Origin of the sequence: Streptomyces sp. NPDC002564, from assembly GCF_042889645.1 — a bacterium.
Lineage (GTDB): Bacteria > Actinomycetota > Actinomycetes > Streptomycetales > Streptomycetaceae > Streptomyces.
On record NZ_JBIARE010000004.1, the window covers coordinates 598,061 to 611,891 of the forward strand.

Annotated in this window: 14 protein-coding genes; 4 read left to right on the forward strand and 10 right to left on the reverse strand. The window is 73.3% G+C overall.

Going from position 1 to position 13,831, the window contains the following annotated elements; genetic code table 11:
- Positions 1 to 3: 3 nt before the first annotated feature.
- The 4 genes from ACFYXE_RS17970 to ACFYXE_RS17985 all read right to left on the reverse strand — a co-directional run bounded on the left by ACFYXE_RS17970 (position 4) and on the right by ACFYXE_RS17985 (position 3,145).
- Positions 4 to 582 (reverse strand): copper chaperone PCu(A)C, encoded by a 579-nt coding sequence (locus ACFYXE_RS17970; RefSeq protein WP_389313392.1) that lies wholly within the window; start codon positions 580 to 582, stop codon positions 4 to 6.
- A complete protein-coding gene (locus ACFYXE_RS17975; protein WP_389313394.1) occupies positions 579 to 1,256 on the reverse strand; it encodes an SCO family protein in 678 nt (225 codons plus the stop codon). The genes ACFYXE_RS17970 and ACFYXE_RS17975 overlap by 4 nt, the downstream gene beginning before the upstream one ends.
- A gap of 117 nt (positions 1,257 to 1,373) precedes the next feature.
- Positions 1,374 to 2,096, reverse strand: coding sequence for a YcnI family protein (locus ACFYXE_RS17980; RefSeq protein ID WP_389313396.1), 723 nt, complete (start codon positions 2,094 to 2,096; stop codon positions 1,374 to 1,376).
- Between the two features lie 164 nt (positions 2,097 to 2,260).
- Entirely contained in the window at positions 2,261 to 3,145 is an 885-nt protein-coding gene (locus ACFYXE_RS17985; RefSeq protein ID WP_389313398.1) for a hypothetical protein, read from the reverse strand.
- Between the two features lie 239 nt (positions 3,146 to 3,384).
- Between ACFYXE_RS17985 and ACFYXE_RS17990 the strand changes: the two genes are divergently transcribed.
- A complete protein-coding gene (locus ACFYXE_RS17990) occupies positions 3,385 to 3,858 on the forward strand; it encodes an ATP-binding protein (RefSeq protein ID WP_389313399.1) in 474 nt (157 codons plus the stop codon).
- Positions 3,859 to 3,883: 25 nt separating this feature from the next.
- On the opposite strand, the gene ACFYXE_RS17995 is transcribed toward ACFYXE_RS17990, so the two are convergent.
- Entirely contained in the window at positions 3,884 to 5,368 is a 1,485-nt protein-coding gene (locus ACFYXE_RS17995) for a PLP-dependent aminotransferase family protein (RefSeq protein WP_389313401.1), read from the reverse strand.
- A gap of 41 nt (positions 5,369 to 5,409) precedes the next feature.
- Here ACFYXE_RS17995 and ACFYXE_RS18000 point away from each other — a divergent pair, with 41 nt between their 5' ends.
- Complete coding sequence (locus ACFYXE_RS18000; protein WP_389313403.1) at positions 5,410 to 5,961, forward strand: carboxymuconolactone decarboxylase family protein; 552 nt, start codon at positions 5,410 to 5,412, stop codon at positions 5,959 to 5,961.
- Positions 5,962 to 6,059: 98 nt separating this feature from the next.
- On the opposite strand, the gene ACFYXE_RS18005 is transcribed toward ACFYXE_RS18000, so the two are convergent.
- Entirely contained in the window at positions 6,060 to 7,520 is a 1,461-nt protein-coding gene (locus ACFYXE_RS18005) for an aminopeptidase P family protein (protein WP_389313405.1), read from the reverse strand.
- A gap of 133 nt (positions 7,521 to 7,653) precedes the next feature.
- Positions 7,654 to 9,198, reverse strand: a complete 1,545-nt coding sequence (locus tag ACFYXE_RS18010) for a PP2C family protein-serine/threonine phosphatase (RefSeq protein ID WP_389313407.1) — start codon at positions 9,196 to 9,198, stop codon at positions 7,654 to 7,656.
- 454 nt (positions 9,199 to 9,652) lie between these two features.
- Between ACFYXE_RS18010 and ACFYXE_RS18015 the strand changes: the two genes are divergently transcribed.
- Positions 9,653 to 10,330, forward strand: coding sequence for a bifunctional DNA primase/polymerase (locus tag ACFYXE_RS18015; protein ID WP_389313409.1), 678 nt, complete (start codon positions 9,653 to 9,655; stop codon positions 10,328 to 10,330).
- 55 nt (positions 10,331 to 10,385) lie between these two features.
- Positions 10,386 to 10,937, forward strand: a complete 552-nt coding sequence (locus tag ACFYXE_RS18020; protein ID WP_389313411.1) for a hypothetical protein — start codon at positions 10,386 to 10,388, stop codon at positions 10,935 to 10,937.
- Positions 10,938 to 11,211: 274 nt separating this feature from the next.
- Here the strand turns inward: ACFYXE_RS18020 and ACFYXE_RS18025 are convergent, their stop codons facing one another.
- The 3 genes from ACFYXE_RS18025 to ACFYXE_RS18035 all read right to left on the reverse strand — a co-directional run bounded on the left by ACFYXE_RS18025 (position 11,212) and on the right by ACFYXE_RS18035 (position 13,815).
- Positions 11,212 to 12,177: a DUF5926 family protein gene (locus ACFYXE_RS18025; protein ID WP_389313413.1), complete on the reverse strand. Its 966-nt coding sequence runs from the start codon at positions 12,175 to 12,177 to the stop codon at positions 11,212 to 11,214.
- 130 nt (positions 12,178 to 12,307) lie between these two features.
- Entirely contained in the window at positions 12,308 to 12,925 is a 618-nt protein-coding gene (locus ACFYXE_RS18030) for an ATP-binding protein (RefSeq protein WP_361176576.1), read from the reverse strand.
- A 53-nt stretch (positions 12,926 to 12,978) separates the two neighbouring features.
- The gene (locus tag ACFYXE_RS18035) at positions 12,979 to 13,815 is read right to left on the reverse strand and encodes a glycerophosphodiester phosphodiesterase (protein ID WP_389313416.1); all 837 of its coding nucleotides are present in this window, start codon (positions 13,813 to 13,815) and stop codon (positions 12,979 to 12,981) included.
- Positions 13,816 to 13,831 lie beyond the last annotated feature (16 nt).

Here is a 13,831-nt window from a genome sequence, read left to right on the forward strand (position 1 = left end):
CCCTCAGTGCGACTTGTGCGACGTGTGCGAGGCGTTTGCGTCGTGCGAGGCGTTTGCGTCGTGCGAGGCGTTTGCGTCGTGCGAGGTCTTGGGGTCGCCGTGCTGCCCCGGGTCGTACGTGGCTTCCTTGACCGGGATCTCGACCGTGATCGGGTCCGACTTCCGGAAGTGCAGCGTCAGGGCGACCTTCTCGCCCTTCCTCGGCTTGTGCCCGAGCTTTTCGAGCATCACGTGGTTGCCGCCGCTGGCGAAGTCGAGGCGGCCGTTCGCGGGGACGTCGAAGGACTTCTCCTCCTTCATGGTGCCGCCCTTGGTGCTGTGCAGGGTGACGGATCCGGCGGCGTCGCTGGTGGCGGAGGTGAGCTGGTCGGCGCCGCCGGTGTTGGTCAGCGTGAAGAAGCCCGCCGCCATGTCGGCCATGGTGGGCTCGGGGACGTAGGCCCCGCTGACCTTGATGGCGGGCTTCTTGGCGGCGTCCCCGGAGCCGGAGTCGTCGTCGTTGCAGCCGGCGAGGGCGAGCGTCGCGGCGAGCGCTATGGCGCCGCCGGCGAGCGCGCGGTGCCGGGTGGTGCGGTGGTTCACGGGTTCTGTCCCTTGAGGAGCTTGGGGATGTCCTTGGTGTAGTCGCCGGCGGTGGCCTGCTCGCCGTACAGGACGTATCCCGAGTCGTTCTTCGGCGAGAAGGCGATGACCTGCGTGCCGTGCATCGAGACGATCTTGCCGTTCTTGTCCTTCTTGGACGGCTCGATGCTGATGCCGAGCTGGCGGGCGCCGGCCTGGATGGTCGCGAAGTCGCCGGTGAGGCCGGTGAAGTCGGCGTCCACGCCCTTGAGCCACTTGCCGAGCTCGGCGGGGGTGTCGCGGTCGGGGTCGGTGGTGACGAAGACGACCTTCAGCTTGTCCTGGTCGGCCTTGGGCAGCGCCTTCTTGGCGACCGCGATGTTGTTCATCGTCAGCGGGCAGACGTCGGGGCAGTGCGTGTAGCCGAAGTAGAGCAGCGTGGGCTGTCCCTTGGTCTTCTCGCGCAGGTCGTACTTCTTGCCGTGCGTGTCGGTCAGGACGAGGTTCGGCTTCTCGAACGGCTTGTCCAGGACCGTGGCGGCCTTGCCCGTGTCGGTCTCCGCGGAGACGTCGGCGACCGGCTTCCCGCCGTCGTCGTCACCGCCGCCGCAGGCCGTCAGGGTCAGGGCGGCCGTGGCCAGCAGGGCGGCGGCGGCGAGCTTCCTGCGAGTGCTCGCGGGGCTCTTGGGGCTCATGGGGCTTTTGGGGCTCATGGTGCGCATACGAAAATGTCCCAGATGTGAGGGGGCCGGGGTGCGCCGGGGCGGCGGTGTGCCGCGGCGGCGCACCCCGAGGGTGGCTCCGCCGGAGGGTCAGCCGGCGACGCGGCGACGGCCCGCGAGCACGCCGAAGGCGACGCCCGCGGCACCGACGACGATGCCCACGACGCCGAGCACGCGGGCGGTGGTGTCGCTGCTGTCGGAGGAGTCGGCGGAGGCGCTCTCCTCCTTGGCGTGCTTGTCGTCCGCCTTGGTGTCGGCGGCGGCGCCGTGCTCGTCGCCGCCGGCCGTCAGCGCGAGGGCGGGCGCCGGGTGCTCCGGCTCCTCCTGGCCCTTCTGCTGGGGCTCGATCCAGCGGACGACGTCCTTGTTGTCGTACGTCTGGACGGCCTTGAAGACGAGCTGGTCGGCGTCCTCGGGCAGCTGGCCGAGGGAGAGCGGGAACTTCTGGAAGCTGCCCGGCTGGATGCCCTTGCCGTCGGCGGTCCAGGTGACCTTGGAGACGGCCTCGTCGATCTTCTCGCCGTGCATGTCGATCGGCTTGTCGAGCTTGGACTTGGTGACCTTCACGTTCCAGCCGGGAACGGGCTCGGTCATCACCGAGGCCAGCGGGTGCTCGCTCGGGAAGGAGACCTCCAGCTTGGTCGTCGCGGCGTCGTCCATCTCGTTGGGCACCTTGAAGTTCACGGTCGCGTACCCGCCCTTGGCGGCCTGGCCCTCGGGGGAGACGCTGACGTGCGCGAACGCGGGCGCCGACAGGACGAACACGGCGGAGGCGGCGACGGTGCCGGCGGCGGCGATACGGGACATCTTCATGACAGGAACACTCCACTTTCGTCAGTGATGACGGGGGTGACCGGCCCGCGACGCAGGGGTCGCCAGGGCCGGGTGCGGGATACGGAGGGTGCGCGCGGCCGTTCGGGCCTGCGCGCGAGCGCGCCGGGGCGACCCCTCCGCACTGCGGTGTGGAGTGTGTCGCGTCAGGCGGCGAGTTCGACGTCGCGGGGACGCGCGGGCGGGCCGCGGCGGATCACCGCGTCCTCCAGCGTGACCGTGCGCGGCGTCGGCGGCGGGAGCAGCGCGGTGCGCGGGGCGGCGGGGCCGGTCGTCTCGGGCGCCCCGGGCAGACCGGCGCGCAGGGCCCGTACGAGGGTGAGCGCCGAGCGCAGCGCGCGCACGAGCGCCCCCTCGGCGACTCCGTGCGCTCCGTCGGCGAGCCGGACCAGGCGGACCAGGGCCAGGTCGCCCCGGCGCAGCAGCCAGCCGGCGCCGAGTGCCGCGAGGACGTGCGCGGCGAGCATGGGCAGCGACGGCATGAGCGACATGGCGCCCATCGAGCCCATCGGGCCGTGCCCGGCCGACATCGAGTCCAGGGCGGTGTCCGCCGCCGCGGCGGCGGAGCTGCCGTGCCCGTGCGGGGCGGAGTGGTCCATTCCGGTGCGGCCGGGGCCGCCGGGGCCGAGGCCCGCGGTGGTGAGGATCCGGTGCGCCTGCGCGGGCGAGATGGTCGCGGCGCCCGCCCCGCAGACCAGGCGTGCGGCCCGCTCCACCAGGGTGGCGTCCCCGCTCGGGGCGGCCGCCGCCCCGCCGTGCTGGCCGAGGCCGAACAGGGCGTGCAGGCCGAGCTGTCCGAGCGCGAGCAGCGCGACGATGCCGGGCAGCGAACGGGCCCGCCCGGCGAGCGGCAGCGCGACCGCGAGGACGAGGGCGAACCCCGCGCCCAGCGTCCACAGCGGGACGGAGACGCAGGAAGCGAGCACATGGCCCCCGGCGGACAGCGCGACACAGACCGCGGCGAAGGTCGCGGCCCTCAGCAGCCGGAGATCGGCTCCGTCGCGCGTCGTGCGCTGGTGGGGGGCAGTCATGGCCGGGACATCATCGCACTGCGCCCGTCCCCCGCACACGGCAGGTCCGGAAGGTCCTCTTCCAGCCGATCGGGGCCGCTCTGGCCCCCCTGGGGCGGTCCGTTCCGCCGGTCTCCTACACCGTCCGGCGGGGGGCGCGCGTCCGCCGTATGGGCGGCATCACGTCGTCCGGGCGCTTATCCGGGTGCGTGGGCGGCAATAGGTATCGGTATGTCGAGCCGCAGCCAGGAGGCTGGAGCATGAGCATCTGGTGGTCTCTCCATTTGCGGCGCGAGGCCGCGAGCGTGCCGCTCGCCCGCCGCCTGCTGATCGGCACGATGGAGACCGCGGGCGTGGACCCGGACGTCTCCTACGACCTGTCGGTCGCCCTCAGCGAAGCCTGCGCCAACGCCGTCGAGCACGGCGGCGCGAGCGCGCCCGGCGCCGCGTCCGGCGGGTACCGCGTCACGGCCTATCTGGACGGCGAGAAGTGCCGGATCGAGGTGACCGACTCCGGACCGGGCTTCCCCGGCACCCCGGACAGCTGTCCCGGGCCCCGGCCGCCCGCCGCGGAGACGGACGAGCACGGCCGGGGCCTGTATCTGATCGGCGAGCTCGCCGACCACGTCCACCTCGGCAACAAGCCGGACCGCGGCGGCGCGGTGATCAGCTTCGACAAGATCCTCAAGTGGCGCGAGGACGCACCCCTGATGGCGCCGCTGCTGACGGCGTGACGCCGCAACCGCCGGGCGGCCGAGGTCATTTCTCCCGCCCGGTCCCGTCGTGGTCCGGCCCGTCGGCCGGGGGCAGGCACCGGAGCAGTGCCTCGACCGCGGCACCGTACGCGTGCTCCGACGGCGTCGAGTAGCCGACGACCAGACCGTCCTCGGCCGGCATCGTGGCCCCCGGGTGCCGGAACCCGGCGAGGCCCTCCAGTGCGACGCCCTGCCAGGCCGCCGCCTTGACCGCGGACGCCTCCGTGCCCGGCGGCAGCCGCAGCACCGCGTGCAGGCCCGCCGCGATGCCGGTGACCGTGATGTGCGGGGCCCGCTCGGCGAGCGCGTCGACGAGCCGGTCGCGGCGCCGCCGGTAGCGCTGGCGCATCCGGCGTACGTGCCGGTCGTACTGCCCCGACGCGATGAGGTCGGCGAGCGTCAGCTGGTCGAGGACGCCCGCCCACGCCTCCCGCTCCCCCTTCGCCGCGAGCACGCCGTCCACCAGGTGCCCGGGCAGCACCATCCAGCCGATGCGCACGGCGGGGGACAGGCTCTTGCTGACCGAGCCGAGGTAGACGACCCGTTCGGGATCCAGGCCCTGCACGGCGCCGACCGGCTCCCGGTCGTAGCGGAACTCCCCGTCGTAGTCGTCCTCCAGGAGCAGGCCGCCGGTGGTGCGGGCCCACTCGACGGCCGCCGTGCGCCGGGTGGGGTGCAGCGGGCCGCCGGTGGGGAACTGGTGGGCGGGGGTGAGCAGCGCGCCGCGGACCCGCGGCCCGCCGGTCAACCCCGCCACCTGGGCGCCCTGTTCGTCCAGCGCCAGTGGCACGGTCCGCACGCCCGCGCCCGCCAGGATCCCGCGGTGGAAACCGAGCCCGTACGACTCCACGGCGAAGGGCCCGCGCAGCACACCGCCGCCCGCGCCGTGCGTGCCGCCGAAGAGCAGCCGCAGCGCGTGCGCGAATCCGGAGCAGACGACGATCCGCTCCGGGTCGGTCCGCACCCCGCGGACCCGTGCCAGATAGTCGGCGAGCGCCCGGCGCAGCTCGACGCGGCCGCGCGGGTCGCCGGGCCCGAACGCCTCGGCGGGCGCGGCAGCCAGCGCCCGCCGGGCGGCGGCGAGCCAGGCCGTGCGGGGGAAGGAGGTGGCGTCCGGCGTGCCCTGGCGCAGGTCGTGGGCGGGGGCCGCGGGCCGTGCCGGGGCGGGCTTCGGCCGCCGTCCGGCGTCGGCGGCGCGTCCCCCGGAGGAGATCCCGGTCGCGACCCGGGTCCCCGAGCCCTGCCGTGCGGTGAGCCAGCCCTCGGCGACCAGTTCGGCGTAGGCGTCGGCGACGGTGTTGCGGGCCAGGCCCAGGTCGGCGGCGAGCGAGCGGTAGGGCGGCAGGCGGGTGCCGGGGGCCAGCCGCCCCGCGCGCACCGCGTCCCGCAGCGCGCGGATCAGCACGGCCCGGCGACTGCCCGGACCCGACAGCTCCACGTGCAGGTCACTGCCGATGCGCTCCGCCAAATTGACCCATGATTCCGGCATGGGAATGCACCTTAACCGAGGTCTTTCCCGCCCGTAGATTCATGGCCATGACGCACCCCACGAACACCTCGCACCCCACCAACACCCCTCACCCCACCAACACCCCGCACCCCACCAACACCCCCCAGGCCACGCCCACCCCCCGCCTCAACTTCGCCGCGGCCGCCCCCAAGGCCTTCAAGGCGCTCATCGGCCTCGACTCCGCCGCCCGCGACGGCCTCGACCCCGCCCTGGTCGAGCTGATCCAGATCCGCGCCTCGCTGCTCAACGGCTGCGCCTACTGCCTGCACATGCACACCTCCGACGCCCGCAAGGCCGGCGAGGACGAGGCCCGGCTGCACATGATCGGGGTGTGGCGCGAGGCCAGGAACTTCTTCACGCCCAAGGAGCAGGCGGCGCTCGCCCTGACCGAGGCGGTCACCCTCGTCGCCCGGGGCGGCGTGCCCGACGACGTCTACGCCGAGGCGGCCCGCCACTTCGACACGTCGGAGCTGTCCCGCGTCCTCGCCCTGATCTTCGCCATCAACACCTGGAACCGCATCGCCCTGAGCACCGCCAAGGTCGCGGGCGAGGACGAGCGGGCGGCCCACTGAGCGGCAGCGGCCCGTTGAGCGGCGGTCCCGGCCCCCGGACACGCCGGAGGGCCGGCCCCCCGCGGGGAGCCGGCCCTCCGGCACGGGCGCGGTGCGGCTCAGCCCTTGAGCCCCGCCATCCACGCCTCGACGTCCTCGGACGTACGGGGCAGCGCGGCCGACAGGTTCTTGTTGCCGTCCGCCGTCACGAGGATGTCGTCCTCGATCCGCACGCCGATGCCGCGGTACTCCGCCGGCACCGTCAGGTCGTCCGCCTGGAAGTACAGGCCGGGCTCGACGGTCAGGCACATGCCGGGCTCCAGCGTGCCGTTCACGTACGCCTCGGTGCGCGCGGCGGCGCAGTCGTGGACGTCCATGCCGAGCATGTGGCCGGTGCCGTGCAGGGTCCAGCGGCGCTGCAGGCCGAGCTCCAGGACGCGCTCGACCGGGCCCTCGACGAGGCCCCACTCGACGAGCTTCTCGGCGAGCACGCGCTGCGCGGCGTCGTGGAAGTCGCGGAACTTGGCGCCCGGCTTCACCGCCGCGATGCCGGCCTCCTGGGCCTCGTACACCGCGTCGTAGATCTTCTTCTGCAGCTCGCTGAAGCGGCCGTTGATCGGCAGCGTGCGGGTGATGTCCGCGGTGTAGTACGAGTGCGTCTCCACACCGGCGTCGAGCAGCAGCAGCTCGCCGGAGCGGACCGCGCCGTCGTTGCGCACCCAGTGCAGGGTGGTGGCGTGCGGGCCTGCGGCGCAGATCGAGCCGTAGCCGATGTCGTTGCCCTCGACGCGGGCGCGCAGGAAGAACGTGCCCTCGATGTAGCGCTCGCTGGTGGCCTCGGCCTTGTCGAGGACCTTCACGACGTCCTCGAAGCCGCGGGCGGTCGAGTCGCACGCCTTCTGCAGCTCGCCGATCTCGAACTCGTCCTTGACCAGGCGGGCCTCGGAGAGGAAGACGCGCAGCTCCTCGTCGCGCTCGGCGGTGACCTTGTCGGTCAGGGCCGCCTCGATCCCGGCGTCGTACCCGCGCACGACGCGCACCGGACCGGTCCCCTCGCGCAGCGCGCCGGCGAGCTCGCGCACGTCGGACGCGGGGATCCCGTGCAGCTTCTCGGCCTCGGCGAGGGAGTGCCTGCGGCCGACCCAGAGCTCGCCCTGGCCGTCCAGCCAGAACTCGCCGTTCTCCCGGTTCGAGCGGGGCAGCAGGTAGATCGTGGCGTCGTGGCCGCCGCTCTTCGGCTCCAGGACGAGGACGCCGTCCTCGGTCTGGTTGCCGGTGAGGTAGGCGTACTCGACGGAGGCCCGGAAGGCGTACTCGGTGTCGTTCGACCGCGTCTTCAGCTGGCCCGCGGGGATCACCAGGCGCTCGCCCGGGAAGCGCGCGGAGAGCGCGGCGCGGCGGGCGGCGGTGTTCTCGGCCTGCGCGATCGGCTGCAGGTCGTGCAGCTCGGTGTCGGCCCAGCCGGACTTCATGCTCTCGGCAAGCTCGTCGGAAACGCCCGGGTACAGGCCGTTCTTGCGCTGCTTGATCGGCTCTTCTTCGGTCTCTTCCGGGGTTGCCGGGTTGAGAGCGTCCGACACGATCTGCCTCCTATGTACGACACTGGGCCGCTCTCCATCGTACGGGCGTACGGAAGGGGTCCCAGGGCCGGAAGGCCACTTACACACCGTGCCCGGCACCTCACTGACCGGGCCGGTCGCGGCCCGGTCCCGCTCACTCGAAGCGGGCCGCCAGGAGCACCACGTCCTCGTCGCTGTCGACCGCGTCGAGACCGTCCGGCAGGACGGTGTGCAGCACGTGGTCGGCGATGGCGCCGGGGTCGTCCCGGATGCTCCGGGGCACGCCCGCGGCCGCCGCGTGCAGCCGCGCGAAGGCGCGGTCCATCGCGTCCCCGGTGCGGTGCAGCAGTCCGTCGGTGTAGAGCAGCACCGTTTCTCCCGGCTCCGGGCTGATCTCCACGCTCGGCGCCTCCCAGCAGGCGAGCATGCCGAGCGGCGCGGACAGCGAGGTCTCCACGAACTCGGTGCGCCGCTCGCCGACGATCAGCGGCGGGCTGTGCCCGGCCCCGGCGAGCACGACCTTGCGCAGCGCGGGCTCGCAGTACGCGAAGAGGGCGGTCGCCGAGCGCGCGGGCTCGGTCAGCCGCAGCAGCAGCTCCAGGTCGGACAGGACGGCGACGGGGTCCTCGCCCTCCATCACCGCGTACGCCCGCAGGGAGGCGCGCAGCCGCCCCATCGCCGCGACGGCGCTGGGCCCCGAGCCGGTCACCGAGCCGACGGCGAGCCCGAGCGCGGCGTCCGGCAGCGGCAGCGCGTCGTGCCAGTCGCCGCCGCCGCGCGGTCCGGTGCGGTGCCGGGCGGCGAGCTGCACCCCGGCGACCCGGGGCAGCCGCGAGGGCATGAGCTCCTCGCGCAGGGTGGCGTCGGCGGTGCGGACCCGGTCGAGCTCGATGAGCCGCGCCACGTGTTCGGCGGCCTGGCGGGTGTAGAGGCCGACGAGGTGGCGGCGGCGCTCGTCGGGCCCGGCGGGCTCGTCGTAGAGCCAGACCGCGGCGCCGATCCGGCCCGCCGTCCCGGTGCCCAGCGCCACGGCGTAGCTCGCGGCGTACCCCAGGCGGACGGCGACCTCGCGGTGGCGGGGGTCGAGGCCGTCCTCGGCGAGCAGGTCGGGCTGCGCGATGTCCTCGGGCTCCTCGGGAACTGCACCCGTCTGGCCCTGGGCCGCGTCCAGGATCCTGCCGTACGCGGTGGCGCCGCGCGGCACGGTCTCCAGGTGCCCGAGGTCGGCGCGGCCGAGGCCGAGGCCGACGGTGGTGTCGGGTCCGAGCCCGTCGGCGGGCTCGACGACGGCGAGGCCGCGGCGGGCGCCCACCAGGTGCGCGCCGGCGCGCAGGAGCTCGCGCAGGGCCTCGTCGAGGGTGGCCGTGCGGGCGATCCGCTCGGTCAGCTCGTGCAGCGTGGTGAGGTCGGAGACCCAGCCCGCGAGGCGGTCCTGGAGCACGGCGGCGGGCGGTCCCGGCAGGGCGGTGCCCTCCGTGGGTGCCGCCGCGGGCGCGACCTGCGCGGCGGGCGCGACAGTGTGTGCCGGTGGCGGAACCGTGGAGTCGATTCCGGCCACTTTCGGAAGGTGCGGGGCGTTCATGGCTGACGGCTTTCCGGCCGGTGCGTAATGCTCGATAGCATCGCAAACCCCCATGTCATTCTGCGCCGCTAGCAATGTCTCCAGATGTACACGCACTGGTGAGGGGATGTCCAGCATTGTCCTGCCGGGATTCCTGGTGTCCGAGGGAATTCCGGGAGCATAAAAAGATCTTGGAAAGTTGGCTGAAAACAGCGCCGGGTTAGGGCATATTGGGGTCGACTGACGTTGTTCGGTAGAGCGTTGCAGTGGTCGCGCTGGGTACGTACTCAGTGATGGCCAGGGGCAGTTGGGGCCCGTCCGGGAACCTGGCGAAGGACCCGGGCGTCCTAACTCACGACGACCGTGCCCCATCCTCCCGTGGCGGAGGCGGCAAGCAATATCGCGGGACGGCAAACGCCAGGCGCCGCCACCCCACGCCACGTCAACGCTCGGTTCAGAGTGGTTCCCCATGCCACAGGCTGGGGTCAGATGTGCCAGCTCGTACGTACAGCGAAGTGATCCACACATGGTGTGATGTGGCCCGCAGTCTCCCCGGCTAACGCCGGCGTGCAACGGAAAGGAACGAGCGCTCATGCGCGAGATCCTCGGAAGGCGACGCAGGCTCCTGTCCTGGCGAATCGGAAGGAAGCCCGGCCGGAGCGCCGGACAGCTCGGCGCGGCCCTGACCTTCGCGACCGCATGGCGGTGGCCCGTCCTGCCGGGAGTCGGCCTCGACCGACGCGACGGCAGCCGGTGCGCCTGCCCCGACCCAGGCTGCGTGGTGCCCGGCGCGCATCCTCTCGACCCCGGACTCCTCGCGGCCACCACCGACGAGCGGATGATCCGCTGGTGGTGGACCAACCGACCCGGCGCCCCCGTCGTGCTCGCCACCGGAGGCGGCGCGCCGTGCTCCGTCAGCCTCCCCGCGGACGCGGGCGTGCGTGCCCTGGCCGCGCTCGACGAGGCGGGCATCAGGCTCGGCCCGGTGGTCGCCACCGAGGCCCGGCTGCACGTCCTCGTCGCGCCCTACTCCATGGCCCAGTTGGGCGAGCTCCTCTATGCCAAGGACTACGTCCCCGGCTCCCTGCGCTTCCACGGCGAGGGCGGCTATCTCGCCCTGCCCCCCTCCGAGACGGGACAGGGGCCGGTCCGCTGGGAGCGCGCGCCGCTGCCCGGCTCCGCCGCGCCCTGGGTGCCGGACGTCGAGGCGGTCGTGGACGCCGTCGTCGACGCCCTCACTCGTACGGGTGTGAGCGCGCCCGAGATGTAGGGGAATTGGGCGCGCGGCGAGCCGGCCGCGCGCCCGCTGTCGTTATCTTCGGGTCATGCAACCCCGCCTGATCCTGCTCCTGGGCGTCGTGGCCGTCACGGCTCTCCTGCCGCTCGCCGGCGCGTCCGCGGGGCCGGTGGGCGACGGTGACGCGAAGTCGCCCCTCCCCGCCCCCTCGCAGGACCGCATCGACGCCCCCGCGCCGCCGGAGCGGCCCGCGGCGGACCGCGCCGACGCCTCGCCGCCCACCGGCCCCGGCGCGACGACGGCCACCCGGTGCGGCCCCGAACTCTCCACGCCCGAGGGCATCGAGGCGCAGACCTGTGTCCTGACGCTCGGCCGCGACACCTGGGCGCGTACCTATTACCGCAACGCCACCGGCGAGCGGCTGACCGCCGTCCTCACCCTGATGGGCCCCGGCGCACGCACCGTGCAGATGCACTGCGCGGTGGCCGCGGGCGACGAACCGGCAGCGTGCGAGACCCCGCGCGAGCGCTCGGCGGGCGACGCGGCGGCGTACTCGGCGGTGGCGGAGTACGCGGCGGACGAGGCGGGCGGACTGCTGCTGCGCTCCGGGAGCAACTCGGCATCCCCGCAGGACAGTTGAGTCCTGAACCGGTCTCCGGGCATGAAAGGGCCCGGTTGCTGGCGACGGGGGATGCACCAGCAACCGGGCTACCTGAACGGTAACAAGAGATCGGCTCCTGGCAAATTCGATCTCAGTTATCCGGACAGGGATTTACCTGTGAGTACCGGGAGTTGTGACAGGAGTCACCCATTCCGCTCACTGCCGCGCCGACTGACTGGCGCGTCAGTGATGCGACCCGGCACGGCACGCGAGGAGCGCCGTGCCCCGCCCGCACCGTGCGCGGCGGCACGGGTCAGCTGAGCGTCACCTGACGGTTGGTGAGGCCGCCGCGCGCCCGGCGCTCGTCGGCGGTCAGCGGCGTGTCCGCGGCGAGCGCCGCCGCCAGCCGCTCGGCGAACTCGGCGGCCGGCTTCTCGACGTCCGCCGCCGTGACGCCGGTCGGCAGGTCCCACACCGGCACGGTCAGACCGTGGGCACGGAACGAACCGACCAGACGGGTGCCCTCGCCGAGGCTCGACGTGCCGGCCGCGTGCAGCCGCGCCAGCGCGTCGAGGAGCCGCTCCTCGGGGTGCGGCATGACCCAGCGCAGGTGGTTCTTCTCCGGCGTCTCGCACCAGTACGCGGCGTCCACGCCGGTCAGCTTGGCGGTCGGGATGGCGGCGTCGTTCGCCCGCTCCAGGGAGGCGGTGACCTCCGGCGTGGCGTTCTCCGCGTCCGGCACCCAGAACTCGAAACCGGCGTGCACGACCGGCTCGAAGGAGCCCTCCGGGTCGAGCAGGTCCTGCAGCCGCGGGCCGTCGGCCGGGGCGCGGCGGCCCTTGACCGGCGTGCCCGGCTCCGCCTCCAGGGCGCGCTGCAGGGTGTCGGCCAGGTCGCGGCTGATGTCGCCGGACGCGGTGTCGTTCTGCAGGCCGAGCAGGACCGAGCCGTCGTCGCGGCGCAGCGCGGGCCACGCCATCGGCAGCACGGTGGCCAGGGAGACCGAGGGGATGCCCTCGGGCAGCCCGCCCTTGAGGGGCAGCTCGACCGTGGCGGCGGGCACCAGCTCGCGCAGCGCGATCCAGTCGCACTCGCCGGGCAGGCCCTCGAAGGGGCGCTGCACCAGCTCGGTCACCGCGTGCGCGGCGGCCCGGCCGTGACACGCCTTGTAGCGGCGGCCCGAACCGCAGGGGCAGGGTTCGCGGGCGCCGACGACGGGGACCTCCCCGTCCTTGAGCTGCGGCTGCTTGCCCTGGGGCTGGGGGCGCTTCTTGGCCATCTTGGGTGTCTCCCGGCTACGGCTCTCTTGCGTACGGGCGCGAGCCTAGCCGCTGGCACGGCGGCCGACGGGACGTACTCCCGGGCGGCCGGGCGCACCCGGTCCGTCGGCGGCGGGCCGCGCGGCGCGGTCAGTCCAGGTCGTCGAAGGGGTCCGCGAAGGCGAGGTCGGGTATCGCGGCGGCCGACGGCGCGGCGACGCGCGTAGCGAAATCCTCCTGCGCGTGCCCCGCCTGGACGACGACCCACACGGTGACCTCGCCGTGCACGTCGTCACGGATGCCCCAGGTGTCGGCGAGCGCCGAGATGATGTTGAGCCCGCGGCCGCCGTGGGCCGTGACCGACGGCGTGGCGGGGACCGGGCGGGTCGGGCCGCCGCCGTCCGTCACCTCGACCGTCAGGCGGCCCGTCTTGTCGACGTGCCACGCCGCTCGTACGTCTCCGTCGCCGACCATCCCGCGGCCCAGCGGCCTGCCGTGCCGGCAGGCGTTGCTGAGCAATTCGGACAGGATCAGTACGGCATCGTCGACGACCGACTCCGAGACTCCGCTCATGCGCAACTGATCACGCATCCGGTGTCTTGCTTCCCCCACGCCCGCAGGGCCATGGGGTACGGCCATGCTCGACGACGTGGGCACCTCCCGTGCCACCACCAACGCCACCCCCGAGACCTCCTTCGCCCCACGCCACGGTGTGGATGCCCCAATGGACTGGACCGGAAACCGGCCAATCCATGCCCGGTGACGCACTCGTAACGATCGAATACGGACCGAACGCGCCGGTGCACACCCTGTAACGGAAGTTAACGGAGTCCCAGGCGGTCCAGTTGGGACAGAACTTGTTTGGGGCGGTTGGTGATGATCGCGTCGACCCCCAGTTCCGCACAGAGTTCGACGTCCTCGGGCTCGTTCACCGTCCACACGTGCACCTGGTGTCCCGCGCGTTTCAGCTTCGCCACGTAGGAGGGGTGGTTGCGCACGATCCGCAGGGCGGGACCTGCGATACGCACGCCCTCCGGCAGGCGCCCGTCGCGGTGGCGCGGCGAGACGAACTGCATCAGATAGACGGTCGGCAGCGCCGGGGAGGCGGCCCGCACGCGGTGCAGCGAGCGCGCCGAGAAGCTCATGACCCGGACCGGCGAGGGGCCCTCCTCGGGGGGCGTGTCGAGTCCGAAGCGCTTGAGGAGCAGCAGCAGCCGCTCCTCCACCTGGCCCGCCCACCGGGTGGGGTGTTTGGTCTCGATGGCGAGCCGCACCCGGCGCCCCGATGCATTACTTTCGGCCACCAGCTCCAGGAGCCGCTCCAGGGTCAGGACGGAGGTGTCCTCACCCGCGGAGCCCTCCCAGTCCGGCCCCTCGTCGGCCTCGCCGTGGTCCTTCTTCCAGGAACCGAAGTCCAGCGCGGCGAGATCGGCGAGTTCGAGCGCGGAGACGGCACCGCGGCCGTTCGACGTACGGTTCACCCGGCGGTCGTGCACACACACGAGATGGCCGTCGGCGGTGAGGCGTACGTCGCACTCCAGGGCGTCGGCCCCGTCCTCGACGGCTCTCTTGTACGCGGCCAGCGTGTGCTCGGGAGCGTCCTCGGAGGCTCCGCGGTGGGCGACGACCTGGATCTGGTGCTGTCGTGCGAGGGTCACCGCGTCATCGTGCCAT

What these genes read in the sequence shown, in the direction of transcription:
- ACFYXE_RS18000 (WP_389313403.1), top strand. Translation starts at nt 5,410, where the DNA reads ATGGCCATGACGCACCCCACGAACACCTCGCACCCCACCAACACCCCT.
- ACFYXE_RS17980 (WP_389313396.1), bottom strand. Translation starts at nt 2,096, where the DNA reads ATGAAGATGTCCCGTATCGCCGCCGCCGGCACCGTCGCCGCCTCCGCC.
- ACFYXE_RS17975 (WP_389313394.1), bottom strand. Translation starts at nt 1,256, where the DNA reads ATGAGCCCCAAGAGCCCCGCGAGCACTCGCAGGAAGCTCGCCGCCGCC.
- ACFYXE_RS18015 (WP_389313409.1), top strand. Translation starts at nt 9,653, where the DNA reads ATGCGCGAGATCCTCGGAAGGCGACGCAGGCTCCTGTCCTGGCGAATC.
- ACFYXE_RS17995 (WP_389313401.1), bottom strand. Translation starts at nt 5,368, where the DNA reads ATGCCGGAATCATGGGTCAATTTGGCGGAGCGCATCGGCAGTGACCTG.
- ACFYXE_RS17985 (WP_389313398.1), bottom strand. Translation starts at nt 3,145, where the DNA reads ATGACTGCCCCCCACCAGCGCACGACGCGCGACGGAGCCGATCTCCGG.
- ACFYXE_RS18020 (WP_389313411.1), top strand. Translation starts at nt 10,386, where the DNA reads ATGCAACCCCGCCTGATCCTGCTCCTGGGCGTCGTGGCCGTCACGGCT.
- ACFYXE_RS18025 (WP_389313413.1), bottom strand. Translation starts at nt 12,177, where the DNA reads ATGGCCAAGAAGCGCCCCCAGCCCCAGGGCAAGCAGCCGCAGCTCAAG.
- ACFYXE_RS17990 (WP_389313399.1), top strand. Translation starts at nt 3,385, where the DNA reads ATGAGCATCTGGTGGTCTCTCCATTTGCGGCGCGAGGCCGCGAGCGTG.
- ACFYXE_RS18010 (WP_389313407.1), bottom strand. Translation starts at nt 9,198, where the DNA reads ATGCTGGACATCCCCTCACCAGTGCGTGTACATCTGGAGACATTGCTA.